The organism is Burkholderia sp. JP2-270 (assembly GCF_003233675.1).
Classification (GTDB): Bacteria; Pseudomonadota; Gammaproteobacteria; order Burkholderiales; family Burkholderiaceae; genus Burkholderia; species Burkholderia pyrrocinia_C.
In genome coordinates this window covers 1,864,431-1,879,888 of the sequence record NZ_CP029824.1, presented here as the reverse complement: position 1 = coordinate 1,879,888, position 15,458 = coordinate 1,864,431, and the positions used below count along the sequence as shown (strand labels likewise).

Genomic DNA, 15,458 nt, shown 5'->3' with positions numbered 1-15,458 from the left:
CAGCAGCAGAGAAGCGAGATTATGAACCGTGTTTCGCAGCTCGTCAACAACTTTTTCAACCACTTCGTTGCGACTGCGGGGCTCATCTTCCTGCGCCAGCCGTGCGCCCAACCTGCTGCACACCACCGGCTTCGCTTCCCCTCTTCCGCGCCGCGTTTCCGTTAGCGCGAAAGAGGCGTGATTCTATGCACCCCGCGTCGATCGCGCAAGGGGTTTGAAGCCACTTTTTTACAAAAGCCGCAATTCGGCCGTCCAGCCATGCCAGGGCACAAGACCGCTTATGGTGCAAAGAACGGACTAGAATGTGAGGCTCTTCGCCTCTTTCTATATACGTCTTTAATATGCGCCAGCGAATCGCCAAACGCCTCCCCCCCGATGCCGACAAACTGGTCGGTCTGTCGCTTGCGCTCTTCGCCTCGGGCAGCCGCATCGAGGATCGCTTCTGGGAAGCGAAGCTCGACGCGCTGCTCGCCAAGATAGTCCGCAACGGCAACCAGACTACGCTCGACGCAGCCCTCGACCATCTGCAGCAGAATCACCCAGACGCCTACGGCGCGCTCGCCGACATGGCCGAGACCCACAGCGAGTCGATGGTGATCGAGCACGACGGCCAGCCGCACGATGCGCTGCTGGTCGCCGTCCCGGTTCTCGCATGGACGCGCTACATGATTCCGTCGGGCCCGCTCAAGGGCGACGTGGCCGACGCGCTGCGAACGCACCTGCAGGCTCATGTCCTTGCGAACGGCACGCTCGTCGGGCTTGCCCCGTTCCTCTACAGCATCGACCAGTTGCCGCGGCATCACGTCGAGACCTACCGTCTTGCCCAGCAGCTCGCGCATGCGGCGATCGGCCAGCACACGCCCAAGCTCAGCTTCGGCGACCTGCCCGAAACCTCGCCGATCCTGGCCGACCCGCGCTTCCTGCTCGCCGTCGTCGCCGCGCCCGCCGGCGCACCGCTGTTCCGCTGGCAGGAAGAAGAAGGCGGTAGCCGGATCGAGCGCGGTCAGTGCCTCGAACAATGGACGGCCCAGGGCGGCCCGAATCTGTCGATCGCGCTGCCGGGATGCGAGTTCGAGTGCCTGCTTCCGGACGCGTACTACTCGGCCTGCCGCGATGCGGACGAACGCATTCGTCCACACACGGTGCGAACTGCCATTCGTTATCTTTTCGACACACTTGGTACGGCACCGCAGGAGCTGCGCGCGGTGGTCGCCGGCTTCGGCGAACGCCGGATCGACGAATATCGTGTCGGCTTCACTCGACGCGCGAGCAACGACGTAATCTACGGCGTCGTGTGGCCGCTCTACGGCCGTGAAAACGGCGACGTGTCGATCGACAGCGCGACGCTCGAAGGCGAGGCGCCGATCGAAGGGCCGCTCGAGGAAATCGTGAGTCTGCTGAAGGAATGCGGTGTAACCGACGTCCGCCGGCACGCGGGCCGCTTCGAACCCGAATACTGCGACGACTGCGGCGTGCCGCTTTACGCAGATCCGCTCGGCGAAATCGTCCACGCGGAAATGCCGGAAGACGCCTCGCCCGCCCAGCCGCACTTCCACTAACCTCTCGCAGCAGGCTCGAACGGCCTGCCCTCCCGAAGCCGCTCCCGGTTCCCGCCGGAGCGGCTTTTTTCTTGTCCTATATTCCGTCGCTCGAAATTTCAGACTTTTCCTAAGCCTTTCAGCCAAGCAGACATCGTGTAAGGTTTTTGTCATTATCGGGACCAACGCATGCCCGACAGCAGATCAATGACCCACCCTTACGGAGGTTGAATATGCGGTTCCTGGTGCTTTACTCAGACGCCGAACGGCGTGACGGACTGAAGGCCCTGTTGCGACAGATCGACCGCCACGCCAGCATCAACGATGCGCCCGACAGCTTCCAGGCGCGCCGGCTGCTGCGCACCCAGCGTTTCGACCTCGTCGTGATCGACTGGCTGGACGTCGGCCGGCTAAGTGAACTGCAGGCACTCTGCAGCGCCTGCTCGCCAACGCCCGCGGCTGTAATGATCGACGAAGCCTCTCCGGAGGCCATCCAGCGCTTCTTCAACTATGGCGTAGCAGGCGTGATCCCGCATTCCACGCGGCCGCACCTGATCGTGCGTGCGCTCGAGATGGTGCTGCTGGGTGGACACTACATCCCGCCGATCGCGCTCCGCCTGCTGCCCTCCGCCGCCGGAGCCCGCCACGAGGCCCATTTCCAGACGCTCGCCGGATCGCTGCCCCGCCGCCCGCCGAGCGGCCTGTTGTCGCCCAGGCAAGCGCAGATCATGCGCTTCGTCCACATGGGCAGCACGAACAAGATGATTGCCCGCACGCTCGGCATCAGCGAAGGCACCGTGAAAATCCACCTTGCCAGCATCTTCCAGCAGCTTGGCGCCGTCAACCGCGCCGCCGCGGTCGCAATCTACAACGGCTGGCTGTCGCCGCACCTCGAAGTGCTACTGGCGAATCGCAACCGCGCGCGCAAACCGGCCATCGGCGAACGCGGCACCGTTCCACTACGCACGCCACGGAACGATCATCGGTACCCGTTGCCAGCCGCGCATGCCGGCACGCAGGACCTGCCGCTCGCCGCCGAGCCGCGGGCACGGTTCCGGCGCGAGCGCTAGCAGACAGTCTCGATATTGCGACGGTCGATATGCGCGGATTCCCACCTTTGATGCTCAACGAGTAATATGAACGCATGGGTTTTCTTTTCACACCGCTTCCGCTCTGGGTTGGCATCGGTGGCTGGATCGCCGCCGTGGCCCTGCTCACGCTCGCGATCTGGAATCGCCCCTTCGTGCGCCTCCAGGACGCCACGCTCCAGCACGTGTGGCTCGCGCTCGTCACCGCAATCGCGGTCCTGTGGGCCTCGAATGCGTGGCTCGACGATGGCATCGTCATGCATCTGCTGGGCGCAACGCTGCTCGTCACGCTGTTCGACTGGACGCTCGCGCTGATTGCGATGGGCGCCGTCACGGCGGTGGCCTCGATCATCTTCGACGCGCCGTGGCAGGGCATTGGCCTGACCTATCTGATCTACGGCGCGCTGCCTGTCGCCGTGTCGGCGTTGCTGCAGCGCGCCGCGCTCGCATGGCTACCGCACAACCTCGCGTCGTTCATCACCGGACAGGGATTTCTGTCGCCGGCCGTCGCGATCATCGCGGTCGCCGCAGCAGCAGCCGGCGTCCAGCTCGCCCTCGCGGATGGCGTGCCTGTCGTGATTCCTGCCGGCTATCTGTTGAACACCGCGCTACTCGCGCTCGGCGAAGCGTGGTTCACCGGCATGGCGACTGCGCTCATCGCCGTCTATCGCCCTGCGTGGGTCACGACCTTCGACGTCCGGCGCTATCGCCTCGGCGGCCCGCGCGCCTGAAACTCCTTCGGATCGGGGCACCGTCAGCACGTGCCGGCGGCATTTTCCGCAGCGCGGGAGAATAGGCCGTCTACTGCCGCACAACTTTTTTACGCTAAGATTGAACTCCTGTTCTCCATCGGGCATCTATACGTGCCCGATGTCTCCTTCGCTCCTCACCAATAACCAGATGGACAGCTCACCTGCCTCGCTCCGGATTCTCCGGGCGCTCGGCAAGCTGGCAGCCTGTGTCGCGGGCCTGTCGCTTGCGCTTCCGACACCGGTATTCGCCGACCTGCTCGATCAGCGCTCCGAACTGATCAACAAATTCGTCAACGAAATGCATGCCGATCCGCTCGCGGCCGATTGTGCGGCGCACGGCAGCTTCATCGCCAGCACGTCGTCGGCCTTCGACCGCGTCGACTTCGCGCCGAACGCATTCGACAGCGGCAACGCGACGATCACGCCGTGGAACGACTCGTTCGACCAGGGCAAGCAGCGCGTGAAGGTAGATAACATCGTCACGGTCGACGGACTCGGCGTCCACAGCGACGGCAGCGACCCGACGCCGCTGAAATTCCGCTGCGGTTATGTCGGCCAGCAAATGCTCGCGTTTAGCTGGAACGATCCTGTTCCGCCGCTGAAGCCGCGCGTCGAGCGCTCCACGTCCTCGACGAAGAAGTTCAAGGGCAAATCGCACCGGGGCAAGGCAAAAGCGAAGGCATCGGGCCGCACCGGCAAGAAGGCCGTCGCAACGAAGAAATCAGGTGGCCAGAAGAACGCCGTGAAGAAGAAAACCGCGAAGAAGTCCTGATACGACGGAGCGGCAACGACAGAAGCAAAAAAGCCGGGGCATCCTGAGATGCGCCGGCTTTTTTCATGCGACGACGATACGCCTACGCGAACGTATCGACGTGCACCAGGATCGCGGCCAGCATCGCCGCGCCAAGCGCCGCGCTGCGCTCACCGTTCCAGCCGACACGCTCGTCGGGCAGGTTCGCGTTGTCCTTGAACGGCATCTCGAGCGTCAGCGACAGGCAGCCGAATTGATGGCCGATGTACTTCGACGCGAGCTTGAGCGCGTCCTCCTTGTACTTGCTCGCCGCATAACCATGCTCGGTCTGGAAGTCGGGGCTCGCGACCTTGAACGCATCGATGAACGCAGTCTGCTCCTTGCCCTGCTGCTCGGTAAAGCTCGGCAGCATCTCCGAACCGGCAACGAACACGTAAGGCAGATCCTCGTCGCCGTGAATGTCGAAGAACATGTCGCAGCCGATCGCGTGGATCGCGTCGCGCACGGCCAGCACCTCTGGGCTGCGCTCGGCATCGGGCATCATCCATTCGCGGTTCAGGTTCGCACCTGCTGCATTGGTGCGCAGGTTGCCATGCACGCTGCCGTCCGGATTCATGTTCGGGACGATGTAGAACGTCGCGCGATCGTAGAGCTTGCGCGCGACCGGATCACCGGCCCAGTCGCCCCATCCGGCCAGCCGCTTGACGAGGCCTTCGACGAACCACTCGGCCATCGTCTCGCCCGGATGCTGACGCGCGATGATCCACACCTTCTTCTTCGGCGCGCCGTCGGTTTCCGGCGTGCCGAGCGTCAGCAGCGACATCGGGCGGCCTTCGACCGTGCGGCCGAGCTCGACGACGCTCGCCTGCGGCAACTGCTGGACCGCGCCGAGAAATGCCGCGTGACGCTCTTCCGAATACGGTTCGAAATACGCGTAGTAGATGCTGTCGAACTCCGGCGTATGGTCGATGGTCATCGTCTTGCCGTCGAACGTCGTCGGCACGCGGAACCAGTCGACCCGGTCGTAGCTCGCCACCGCGCAGTAGTTGCGCCAGCCGGACGGATAGGCGCATTCGGCGGCATTCTCGAACGTCATCACGCACCGCTCGCCGCGCGCGCCCGTCAAGCGGTAGTAAAACCATTGCGCGAATTCCGAGCGGCTGTCGCTGCGCACGCGCAGCCGAATCGCAGCGGGGCTGTCGCACGACACGACGTCGATTGCGCCTGCGTCGAAATTGCTGGTGATCGAAAGGGTCATCTGTTTCTCCAGTGTCGACCTGAGTTAGTGCTTCAGCACTTGCTCCGGTCCCATGCAACGCTGTCGACCGGAACGGACGGTGTACCGCTTGCCCGGCCTCATGCATGCGCCGGCCATCTCGTGAACGGCCGGCATGGTCACTCGCCGACTCGCCGGCGATATACGTAAGTCGAATCGTTCGATGCAGCCACGTCGAACGCATAGCCTTCCGTCGCGAACTCCTTCAGCGCCTTCGGCTCGGCAATCCGGTTCTCGACGATAAAACGCGCCATCAGGCCGCGCGCGCGCTTCGCATGGAAGCTGATGATCTTGTAGCGGCCGCCCTTCCAGTCCTCGAACACCGGCGTGATGACAGGCGCGGCCAGCAGTTTCGGCTTGACCGACTTGAAGTATTCGGTCGACGCGCAGTTGACCAGCACGCGCGCCGCGCCCCTGCGCGTCTCGAGCTGCTCGTTCAGCGCCCGCGTGATGCGGTCGCCCCAGAACGCGTACAGATCCTTGCCGCGCGCGTTCGCGAAGCGCGTGCCCATCTCGAGCCGGTACGGCTGCAGCAGGTCGAGCGGGCGCAGCAGCCCGTACAGGCCCGACAGCACGCGCACGTGTTGCTGCGCATAGTCGAGATCAGCGGACGACAGCGATTTCGCATCGAATCCTTCGTAGACGTCGCCGTTGAACGCCAGCACGGCCTGCTTCGCATTGGCCGGCGTAAAGATCGGCGACCAGTCCGCGTAGCGCTGGAAGTTCAGGCGCGCGAGCGGATCGGAGATATCCATCAGCGTTGCGATGTCCTGCGGCGAAAGCTTGCGCAGGCCGTCGATCAGCTCGGACGCGTCGTCGACGAATGCAGGCTTCGTGTAAGACTGGACGTGCGCGGGCGTATCGTAGTCGAGGGATTTGGCGGGAGAGAGAACGATTATCATAGAGGCTCGCTGGCACGCCGTGCCTTGCGGTCAGACGAAACCACCGATTGTAACGAATGACCAGCTCCCTCGCCCCGCACGTCGCGCACCGCGTCGTGCTCGACTCGAACGTCTGGATCGACATCCTCGTATTCGACGACCCCGCTACGCGCCCGATCCGGGCCGCGCTGGAACGCGGCGCGCTTGCCGCCGTGATCGACGGCCGCTGCCTGACCGAACTCGAGTACGTGCTCGATTATCCGCAGTTCCAGGCGCGTGCGATCGACAAGGCCGCCGCGCTCGCGACGGTCGCCCGCCTCGCGAGCCTCGTCGAGCCGCCGCCCGTCGACGCCGACGCGCCGCCGCTGCCGAAGTGCAAGGACCGCGACGACCAGAAGTTTCTCGAACTCGCCCGCGCCGCGCAGGCCGAGTGGCTCGTGTCGAAAGACCGTGCACTGCTGAAGCTCGCGAAGCGCACCGCACGCGACTTCGGTTTCCGGATCGCGCAACCTGCGCCGTTTGCCGAAGCCTGCGCGCTCGACGCCGCAGCGGCCACTCCTGCCACGCCGGCCTGACGCACGCGGCGGCACCCGATTTCGACCGTATCGATGAACGCTCCTTCAGACATGCCAACGACTCCCGTTTTCCCTTCGCGCCTGCCGAACGTCGGCACGACGATCTTCACGGTCATGAGCGCGCTTGCCGCCGAAAAAGGCGCCGTGAACCTCGGCCAGGGCTTCCCGGATTTCGATTGCGATCCACGCATCGTCGACGCGGTCGCGACCGCGATGCGCAACGGGCACAACCAGTACCCGCCGATGGCCGGTGTCGCGCCGCTGCGCGACGCGATCGCCGACAAGATCGCGCACGTCTACGGCCGGCGCTACGATCCGGCCACCGAGATCACGGTGACGGCCGGCGCGACGCAGGCGCTGCTGACGGCAATCCTGTGCGCGGTGCATCCGGGCGACGAAGTGATCGTCGTCGAACCGACCTATGACAGCTACCTGCCGTCGATCGAGCTCGCAGGAGGCAAGCCGGTATTCGTCACGCTGGAGGCGCCCGACTACGCGATCCCGTTCGACCGTCTCGCAGCCGCGCTCACGCCGAAAACGCGCATGATCCTGATCAACACGCCGCATAACCCGACAGGCACCGTGTGGCGCGAGGCGGACATGCGCAAGCTCGAGGAGATCGTACGCGGCACCAACGTGCTGATCCTGTCGGACGAGGTCTACGAGCACATGGTCTACGACGGCGCACGCCACGAGAGCGTCGCGCGCTATCCGGAACTCGCCGCACGCAGCTTCATCGTGTCGAGCTTCGGCAAGACCTATCACGTGACGGGCTGGAAGGTCGGCTATGTCGCGGCGCCTGCCGCGCTGACCGCGGAATTCCGCAAGGTCCACCAGTTCAACGTATTCACAGTGAATACGCCGATGCAGATCGGGCTCGCCGATTACCTGCGCGACCCGGCACCGTACCTGACACTCGCCGGCTTCTACCAGAAGAAACGCGACTTCTTCCGCGCAGGCCTCGAGCGCACGCGCTTCAAGCTGCTGCCGTGCACGGGCACGTACTTCCAGTGTGTCGATTACTCGGCGATCAGCGACCTGCCCGAAGCGGAATTCTCGAAGTGGCTCACGTCGGAAATCGGCGTGGCCGCCATTCCGGTGTCGGCGTTCTATCACGAGCCGCACGAATCGGGTGTCGTACGTTTCTGCTTCGCGAAGCAGGAAAGCACGCTCGCATCCGCACTCGAACGGCTCGCCCGACTGTAAGTCCCGCGCGGGCGGCCGCGCGCCGCCCCGCCGGAGAATCGCGCTTACGAACGCGCGCCGCCCGTCGCGTCGACATATGCCTTGCGTTCGGCTGCCACGCGCTGCGCGGCGGCACGCTCACCGACCTTCTTCGCGTGAGCCTTCCAGTCGATGCCTGCATCGAGCAGGAAGTCGCGTCCGAACACGGCCTTCGTCGCCATACCGATGACCGGCAGATGGATCGATGCGGCGATGTCCGCGAGGCTGAACGACTCGCCGAGCACGTACGGCGAAAACTGCGTCATCTGCTTGAACGCATCGATCGCGCGCGGCAGGCGCTTCTCGACGTGTGCCTTCATTCCGTCGCTGACCTTGCCGCCGAAAAACGCTTCCGTATAGACCTCGCGCGCCATCCATTCGAGATAAAGCTCGAGCGTCTCGACCAGCTCGCGCACCTTCGCCGCCGCGAACGGCCCCGCCGGGAAAATAGCTTTCTCGGGATAGCGCGCCGCCAGGTATTCGATGATCACCTGCGACTCGAACAGCGCGCCCTCTTCAGTCTTCAGGAACGGAATCTTTCCGAGCGGAGAATCGGCGAGCTGGGCCGGATCGGTGATCGGCAAACTGCACACCGACTCCTCGAACGGAATGTCGTGCTCGAGCAGGACGAATTTCACCTTGTTGTAATAGTTGGACAACGGGATACCGCACAGCTGTAGCATCGGAGTCTCCTTCCTTGCGAGAGCGCGGCCGCAACGACGCCGGCCGCATCGTGATTCATCGCGCTGAAAAGCACGTTCGTGCTAGTCTAAAACAGTTTCACGTCCGTCACGACAACATTACATCCGCTGCGGCGGCAGCGCCGCCAGTCCACGCAACGCGCGCGGCGCCGCAGCCTCGCCATCCGATGGAGACACGCTCGCATGAGTGCTGAACTGCTGGCCTCGCGTCCGCCCGAGAGCGATTCGACGCTCGTCCTCACGCTATCCAATCCCGGTGCACGCAACGCGCTGCATCCCGACATGTACGCGGCCGGTGTCGAAGCGCTCGCCACTGCTGAGCGCGATCCCGGGATTCGCGCGGTCGTGCTGACGGGTGCCGACCGCTTCTTCTGCGCAGGCGGCAACCTGAACCGCCTGCTCGACAACCGCTCGAAGGATCCGTCCTATCAGGCCGACAGCATCGATCAGCTCGGGGCATGGGTAACGGCGATTCGAGAGTCGACGAAGCCGGTGATCGCGGCGGTCGAAGGCGCGGCGGCCGGCGCGGGCTTCTCGCTCGCGCTTGCGTGCGACCTGATCGTCGCCGCGCACGATGCGAAGTTCGTGATGTCGTACGCGCGCGTGGGCCTGACGCCCGACGGCGGCGGCTCGTGGTTCCTCGCGCGCGCGCTGCCACGTGCGATCGCGGCCGAGATCCTGTTCGAAGGCAAGCCGGTCGCGGCCGAACGCCTGCATGCGCTCGGCGTGGTCAACCGGCTCGCCGCGCCCGGCGCAGCGCTGAACGACGCGCTCGCATGGGCCGACGCACTCGCCGGCATCTCGCCGAACGCACTCTCGCGCGTCAAGTCGCTGCTCGACGTTGCGACGACTCAGCCGCTCGAACCGCATCTCGGTACCGAGCGCGACCATTTCGTCGCCTCGCTGCATCACGCGGACGGGCTCGAAGGCATCACCGCCTTTCTCGAGAAACGCCAGCCCCGCTACAAGCGCTGATCCGCGTCGGCCGACGACGATCGTGCACGACGACTACCGGCTCGACAACCGTATCTTCCATCCGCACGAACCGTGCGCGCCCGCCGTGCTCGACCGGGAACTGTCGACACGCAGGCGATCATCTCCCGTTCGCCTGCGCGTACGCATCGACGGGCACGTTTCCGTCGCCAGCGGCCCGCGTCGAACCATGCTCTAATGACCGCCTGTCGCGGCGCGCTGCCGGCGCCGTTTTCGCGCATGCAACCAAGGAGTTGACGATGATCGACGTCTACAGCTGGGCGACCCCGAACGGCCACAAGGTACATATCATGCTCGAGGAAACGGGCCTCGCCTACCGTGCGCTTCCGGTCGATATCGGCGCAGGCGACCAGTTCAAGCCCGAGTTCCTGAAGATCAGCCCGAACAACAAGATTCCGGCGATCGTCGATCCTGACGGCCCCGGCGGCAAGCCGATCTCGCTGTTCGAATCGGGTGCGATCCTGATCTACCTCGCGGAGAAGACCGGCAAGTTCCTGCCGACCGATCCGGCCGCGCGCTATGCGACGCTCGAGTGGCTGATGTTCCAGATGGGCGGTATCGGCCCGATGCTGGGGCAGGCGCACCATTTCCGGCTGTACGCGCCGGAAAAGATCGAATACGCGGTCAACCGCTACACGAACGAAGCAAAGCGCCTGTACAACGTGATGGAAAAGCGCCTCGGCGAATCCGAATATCTCGCGGGCGACGCGTACACGATCGCGGACATTGCGACGTTCCCGTGGACGCGCTCGTGGCAGAACCAGGGCATCGTGCTCGACGAGTTTCCGAACGTGAAGCGCTGGCACGAGGCAATCGCCGCGCGACCGGCCGTGCAGCGCGGCGTCGCAGTGCTCGCATCGATGCGCAAGGCGCTGCAGGACGACAAGGCACGCGAGGTGCTGTTCGGCGCGACGCAATACGCGAAGCACTGACCCGAGCGTGACGGGCGGAGCGGCACCCGTGCATGCCGCCCCGCCCGTCAGAAGTAATGCTGCGTGATGAATTCCGCCGCGCAAACAAGCAACGGCGCGTCGGGACGCTCGGCCTGGATCGACACCGACCATGTCACCTGCACGCCGCCCCGCGCGACCTCGGCGGTTTCCTTCACCGCGAACAACGCGCGCACGCGCGCACCGACCGGCACCGGCTTCAGGAACCGCACGCGGTTCAGTCCGTAGTTCACGCCCATCTTCTGCTCGAAGCGCATCGCGTCGGTCATCAACGCGGGAATCAGCGACAGCGTCAGGAACCCGTGCGCGATCGGGCCGCCGAACGGCGACTCGCGCCGCGCACGTTCCGGATCCACGTGAATCCATTGATGATCGCCGGTCGCGTCGGCGAAGCCGTCGACGCGACGCTGGTCGATCGCGATCCAGCCGCTCGCGAGCGGCTCTGCGCCGACACGTGCCTGCAACGCCTGCGCCGACGCGATCAGCGGCAATGTCACGTCGGTCATGCGTTCGTGCCTCGCGGATCGCGCAGCCCGAAAATCACCTTGCTATGCACGGTGATCACCGTCTCGCCGCTACCGTTGATGCCGATCCACTCCGTCGATACGATGCCGCGATCGGGCTTGCTCTCCGAGACGCGCTTGTCGTGGATCTTCTGGTGCATCGTGATCGTGTCGCCGGCGCGCACCGGCTTGAGCCAGCGGATCGAGTCGATGCCGGGCGAGCCCATGCTGGTCGAGTCCGGCCCGAGCTTCTTGATGAGCAGGCTCATGAACACCGAGCACGTGTGCCAGCCGCTCGCGACCAGTCCGCCGAACGGCGACGCCTTCGCTGCCTCCTCGTCGAGGTGGAACGGCTGCGGGTCGTAGCGCTGCGCGAACGCCTTGATGTCATCGGGCTCGAACGTGTAGCTGCCCACTTCGATGGTGCTGCCGACCACCAGATCTTCGTAACTGATACCCACTTGTGTGTCCCCTTGTCTGACGCGCTCGCGCGTCGCCGTCATGCCGCGTCGGCCTGCGCGAAATCGGGCAGCGCCGCGATGCGGGCAAGATGATGATCGGTGTCGCCGAGCGTCGTCTCGATGATCGACAGCCGCTTGAACAGGTGCGCGGCGGCAACCTCGTTGGTCACGCCCATGCCGCCGTGCAACTGGACGGCCTGCTGGCCGACGAAGCGCGCGGCCGCGCCGACGCGCGCCTTCGCGGCCGACACGGCCTTGCGTCGCGCATCGGCATCGCCGCCCGCATAGCGCACCGCGGCCAGGTAGGTCAGCGAACGCGCCTGCTCGGCATGGATCAGCATGTCGACCATCCGGTGCTGCAGCGCCTGGAAACGCGCAATCGGCACGCCGAACTGCTCGCGCGTTTTCGTGTATTCGACCGTCGCGCGATTCAGTTCGTCGAGCGCGCCAACCGCTTCCGCGCACAGCAGGAACGTCGCGTAATCGGCAATCTGCTCGAGCGCCGCCGCGTCGCGTGCGCCGCCTGTCAGCAGTCGGGCCGGCGTTTCGTTGAACTCGATCGTTGCCGCACGCTGGCCGTCGATGGTCCGGTAGTCGACCACCATCGCGTTCGCCGCATCGCGTTCGACGACAAAGAGGCCGATGCCGCCACCGTCGACACGCGCAGGCACGATCCACGCGTGCGCCTGTGCGCCGTGCTGAACGACCGACTTGGTGCCGGTCAGCCGATGCGTGCCACCCTGCTCGCGTGCGCGCGTGTCGAGCTCGAACAGGTCATAGCGCGCATGCGGTTCGTGGAATGCAACCGCCAACCGCTTCTGCCCCTGTGCAACCGCCTCCAGCAGTGCGGCATCGTCGCCTGCGCCGGAGCCGGCGATGCGCAATGCCTCGATGCCGACCGCCGTTGCCCAGTACGGCTCGATCACGAGCGCGCGGCCGAGTTCCTGCATCGCAACCAGCATGTCGACGGGGCCGCCGCCGAATCCGCCCTGCGCGTCCGGCACGGGCAGCGCGGTCAGCCCCAGTTCGGCGAACGCGCTCCATTGCGTATCCGACACGCCCGCATCGCTGCGCACGATCGCCTGGCGCGCATCGAAGCCGTATTGCTCGCCGAGATAACGGCGCAGCGCGTCGGCGAACTGCTGCTGCTCATCGGTAAAGCTGAAATCCATGGTTGTCTCCGCATCCGTACCCTGTTCACAGGCCCAGAATCATCTGCGCGATGATGTTCTTCTGGATCTCGTTCGAACCGCCGTAGATCGACGTCTTCCGATAATTGAAGTAGTACGCGGCGAGCGGCGCCGCATCGTCGTCGCCCGCGATGCTGTGCTCGCGTTCGCCATTGAGGAACGGTACGTCGAACGGCGCGGCGAGCGGGCCGATCGCGTCAAACATCAGCTCGGTGAGCGCCTGCTGCACTTCGGTACCCTTGATCTTCAGCATCGACGCCTCAGGGCCCGGGCCCTTGCCGCTCGTCTCGCGGCTGACGACGCGCAGCACCGTCACCTCGAGCGCCATCAGCTCGACTTCGAGCGCCGCGACCTTCGCGGCGAACACGGGGTCCGCGAGCAGCGGCTTGCCGTTCTTGCGCTGGTTCGACGCCACGCGCTTCAGGAACGCGAGTTCGCGCTTCGACGCGCCGACACGCGCGATACCGGTGCGCTCATGGCCAAGCAGGTATTTCGCGTAGGTCCAGCCGCGGTTCTCGTCGCCGACGAGATTCTCGACCGGCACCTTCACATCCTCGAAGAAAACCTCGTTGACCTCGTGATCTTCGTCGAGCGTGATGATCGGCCGCACCGTGATGCCGGGCGTCTTCATGTCGATCAGCAGGAACGAGATGCCCTCCTGCTTCTTCGCGGCCGGATCGGTGCGCACGAGGCAGAACATCATGTCCGCGTACTGGCCGAGCGTCGTCCAGGTCTTCTGGCCGTTGACGACGTAGTGGTCGCCCTGGCGCTCGGCGCGCGTGCGCAACGACGCGAGGTCGGACCCGGAACCCGGCTCCGAATAGCCCTGGCACCACCAGTCGGAGCCGTCGAGAATGCGCGGCAGATAGTGACGTTTCTGCGCTTCGCTGCCGTATTTCATCAGCACCGGCGCGACCATCGACACGCCGAACGGCAGAACGGTCGGCGCGCCGATCCGCGCGCACTCCTCGTCCCAGATGTGCCGCTGCGTCGCGTTCCAGCCCGGGCCGCCGTATTCGGCCGGCCATGCAGGCGCGGACCAGCCGCGCTGGCCGAGAATCCGGTGCCAGCTCGCGAAATCCTCGCGGTCGAGTCGTTTGTGATCGAGAACTTTGGCGCGCAGTGCGTGAGGCAGGTTGGCCTCGAGCCAGGTGCGGACGTCGACGCGGAACGCGTCGTCGGCGGGGGAATAATCCAGATCCATGCGCAGTGTCTCCTGTCGACCGGAGTTAGCGCTTTAGCGCTTACTCCGGTCCCATGCTTCGCGGTCGACCGGAGTTAGCGCTTTAGCACTTGCTCCGATCCCATGCTTCGCGGTCGGCCAGAGTTAGTGCTTCAGCGCTTACTCAGGCCCCATGCAAGGCTCGCCGCGCCCGTCCGGCCCGGCAAGGACCCACTGCGTACGTCATTGCAGCGGTTCTTTCAGCGCGGCAGGAATCGGTAGCGGCATCACGTCGATGCCTTCTTCGACCAGGGATTGCGCATCTTCCGGCGTCGTGACGCCACGGATGCTGCGTGCCGGCGCCTCGTTGTAATGGATGCGCCGCGCTTCCTCGGCGAAGCGTTCGCCCACGTTCTCGGTCTTCTCCAGCACCTCGCGCAGCGCGCGCATCACCTGCGCCTGCAGCGCACGCGGATCGGCCGGCTGGGCCTGCGTCGCGCCCGACAGGTTCAGGCGCGGCGCCGACGGCAGACGGTTGACCTCGGTCGTCCCGCACACCGGACATTCGACCAGCTTGCGGGACAACTGCGCTTCGAATTCATCGGCGGAAGCGAACCACCCTTCGAACCGATGACCGTGCGGGCACTGTAAATCGAGGACCTTCATGCTGAATCAGGGCGTGTGACGAGTGTAGCGCAAAAAGCGGTTTTGTGAACGATCGTGCTAAATCTCGATCGCGCGACGCGAAAGCGCCGCGTCATCGGATTGTAACGCGGCGCCCCACCCGCCGCCGACGCCATGCTCAGGGCGTCAGGACCGGCCCGAGCGGCCAGGTGCCGGACGCCACCTTGTCGAGCCACATCGTGCCGATGATCGTCTTCACGTCGGTGATCTGGCCCGTGCGCACCCATTCCTGCAGGTCGGCTTGCGTGGCGGTGAAGGTTTCGAGGAATTCGCCTTCGTCGAGCTTGCGCTCGCCGGCCGTCAGCCCGCGCGCGAGATACAGGTCGATGAATTCGGTCGAATAGGAAATGATCGGGTGAATGCGGGCCAGGAACACGTATTCGCGCGCCGTGTAACCCGTTTCCTCGCGCAGTTCGCGTATCGCGCACGCAAGCGCGCCTTCGTCCGGATCGAGCTTGCCGGCCGGGAATTCGGCCATCACCTTGCCGATCGGGTAGCGATACTGGCTTTCCATCAGCACGCGGCCGTCGTCGAACAGCGGGATCACCATCACCGCACCCGGATGCTGGACGTATTCGCGCGTGGCCTTCTTGCCGTCCGGCAAGCGGACGGTATCGCGCTTGAGCTTGAGGAACGAGCCTTCGAAGATCGCCTCGCTTTCGAGGCAGGTTTCGGTCAGTGCGGCGTCGTGATTGGGTAGTTCGGCCATCGGCGGCTCCAAGATTGAGC

At 65.0% G+C, this 15,458-nt stretch carries 18 protein-coding genes; 9 read left to right on the top strand and 9 right to left on the bottom strand.

The window, feature by feature from the left end; translation table 11 throughout:
* Positions 1-341 precede the first annotated feature (341 nt).
* From DM992_RS08970 to DM992_RS08955, 4 genes are all read left to right on the top strand, one after another.
* Positions 342-1,559: a DUF2863 family protein gene (locus DM992_RS08970; RefSeq protein WP_111016547.1), complete on the top strand. Its 1,218-nt coding sequence runs from the start codon at positions 342-344 to the stop codon at positions 1,557-1,559.
* 212 nt (positions 1,560-1,771) lie between these two features.
* On the top strand, positions 1,772-2,608 hold the full coding sequence (locus DM992_RS08965) for a response regulator transcription factor (protein ID WP_111016545.1): 837 nt from the start codon (positions 1,772-1,774) through the stop codon (positions 2,606-2,608).
* Positions 2,609-2,682: 74 nt separating this feature from the next.
* A complete protein-coding gene (locus DM992_RS08960; RefSeq protein WP_111016543.1) occupies positions 2,683-3,357 on the top strand; it encodes an energy-coupling factor ABC transporter permease in 675 nt (224 codons plus the stop codon).
* A 139-nt stretch (positions 3,358-3,496) separates the two neighbouring features.
* Positions 3,497-4,150, top strand: coding sequence for a hypothetical protein (locus tag DM992_RS08955; protein ID WP_034184908.1), 654 nt, complete (start codon positions 3,497-3,499; stop codon positions 4,148-4,150).
* Positions 4,151-4,232: 82 nt separating this feature from the next.
* On the opposite strand, the gene DM992_RS08950 is transcribed toward DM992_RS08955, so the two are convergent.
* Positions 4,233-5,387, bottom strand: coding sequence for a M14-type cytosolic carboxypeptidase (locus DM992_RS08950; RefSeq protein ID WP_111016541.1), 1,155 nt, complete (start codon positions 5,385-5,387; stop codon positions 4,233-4,235).
* A gap of 137 nt (positions 5,388-5,524) precedes the next feature.
* Positions 5,525-6,307, bottom strand: coding sequence for a peroxide stress protein YaaA (yaaA, locus tag DM992_RS08945; RefSeq protein WP_111016539.1), 783 nt, complete (start codon positions 6,305-6,307; stop codon positions 5,525-5,527).
* Between the two features lie 56 nt (positions 6,308-6,363).
* Here yaaA and DM992_RS08940 point away from each other — a divergent pair, with 56 nt between their 5' ends.
* Both DM992_RS08940 and DM992_RS08935 read left to right on the top strand, forming a co-directional pair.
* Positions 6,364-6,861: a putative toxin-antitoxin system toxin component, PIN family gene (locus tag DM992_RS08940; protein ID WP_111016537.1), complete on the top strand. Its 498-nt coding sequence runs from the start codon at positions 6,364-6,366 to the stop codon at positions 6,859-6,861.
* Between the two features lie 33 nt (positions 6,862-6,894).
* The gene (locus DM992_RS08935) at positions 6,895-8,067 is read left to right on the top strand and encodes a pyridoxal phosphate-dependent aminotransferase (protein WP_111016535.1); all 1,173 of its coding nucleotides are present in this window, start codon (positions 6,895-6,897) and stop codon (positions 8,065-8,067) included.
* 44 nt (positions 8,068-8,111) lie between these two features.
* Here DM992_RS08935 and DM992_RS08930 read toward each other — a convergent pair whose 3' ends face one another.
* The gene (locus DM992_RS08930) at positions 8,112-8,768 is read right to left on the bottom strand and encodes a glutathione S-transferase (protein ID WP_111016533.1); all 657 of its coding nucleotides are present in this window, start codon (positions 8,766-8,768) and stop codon (positions 8,112-8,114) included.
* A gap of 201 nt (positions 8,769-8,969) precedes the next feature.
* Here DM992_RS08930 and DM992_RS08925 point away from each other — a divergent pair, with 201 nt between their 5' ends.
* The 3 genes from DM992_RS08925 to DM992_RS08920 all read left to right on the top strand — a co-directional run bounded on the left by DM992_RS08925 (position 8,970) and on the right by DM992_RS08920 (position 10,711).
* The gene (locus DM992_RS08925) at positions 8,970-9,761 is read left to right on the top strand and encodes an enoyl-CoA hydratase (protein WP_111016531.1); all 792 of its coding nucleotides are present in this window, start codon (positions 8,970-8,972) and stop codon (positions 9,759-9,761) included.
* A 22-nt stretch (positions 9,762-9,783) separates the two neighbouring features.
* Entirely contained in the window at positions 9,784-9,957 is a 174-nt protein-coding gene (locus DM992_RS41555) for a hypothetical protein (protein ID WP_162631560.1), read from the top strand.
* A gap of 61 nt (positions 9,958-10,018) precedes the next feature.
* The gene (locus tag DM992_RS08920) at positions 10,019-10,711 is read left to right on the top strand and encodes a glutathione binding-like protein (RefSeq protein WP_111016529.1); all 693 of its coding nucleotides are present in this window, start codon (positions 10,019-10,021) and stop codon (positions 10,709-10,711) included.
* Between the two features lie 47 nt (positions 10,712-10,758).
* Here the strand turns inward: DM992_RS08920 and DM992_RS08915 are convergent, their stop codons facing one another.
* From DM992_RS08915 to DM992_RS08890, 6 genes are all read right to left on the bottom strand, one after another.
* A complete protein-coding gene (locus DM992_RS08915; protein ID WP_111016527.1) occupies positions 10,759-11,235 on the bottom strand; it encodes a MaoC family dehydratase in 477 nt (158 codons plus the stop codon).
* Complete coding sequence (locus tag DM992_RS08910) at positions 11,232-11,693, bottom strand: MaoC family dehydratase (RefSeq protein WP_034184920.1); 462 nt, start codon at positions 11,691-11,693, stop codon at positions 11,232-11,234. Before DM992_RS08910 ends, DM992_RS08915 begins: the two co-directional genes overlap by 4 nt.
* Before the next feature lie 38 nt (positions 11,694-11,731).
* Entirely contained in the window at positions 11,732-12,865 is a 1,134-nt protein-coding gene (locus DM992_RS08905; protein ID WP_111016525.1) for an acyl-CoA dehydrogenase, read from the bottom strand.
* 25 nt (positions 12,866-12,890) lie between these two features.
* Positions 12,891-14,087: an acyl-CoA dehydrogenase family protein gene (locus DM992_RS08900; protein ID WP_111016523.1), complete on the bottom strand. Its 1,197-nt coding sequence runs from the start codon at positions 14,085-14,087 to the stop codon at positions 12,891-12,893.
* Between the two features lie 201 nt (positions 14,088-14,288).
* A complete protein-coding gene (locus DM992_RS08895; protein WP_006478278.1) occupies positions 14,289-14,711 on the bottom strand; it encodes a DUF1178 family protein in 423 nt (140 codons plus the stop codon).
* A gap of 136 nt (positions 14,712-14,847) precedes the next feature.
* Positions 14,848-15,438, bottom strand: a complete 591-nt coding sequence (locus tag DM992_RS08890) for an NUDIX hydrolase (protein WP_111016521.1) — start codon at positions 15,436-15,438, stop codon at positions 14,848-14,850.
* Positions 15,439-15,458: the final 20 nt, after the last annotated feature.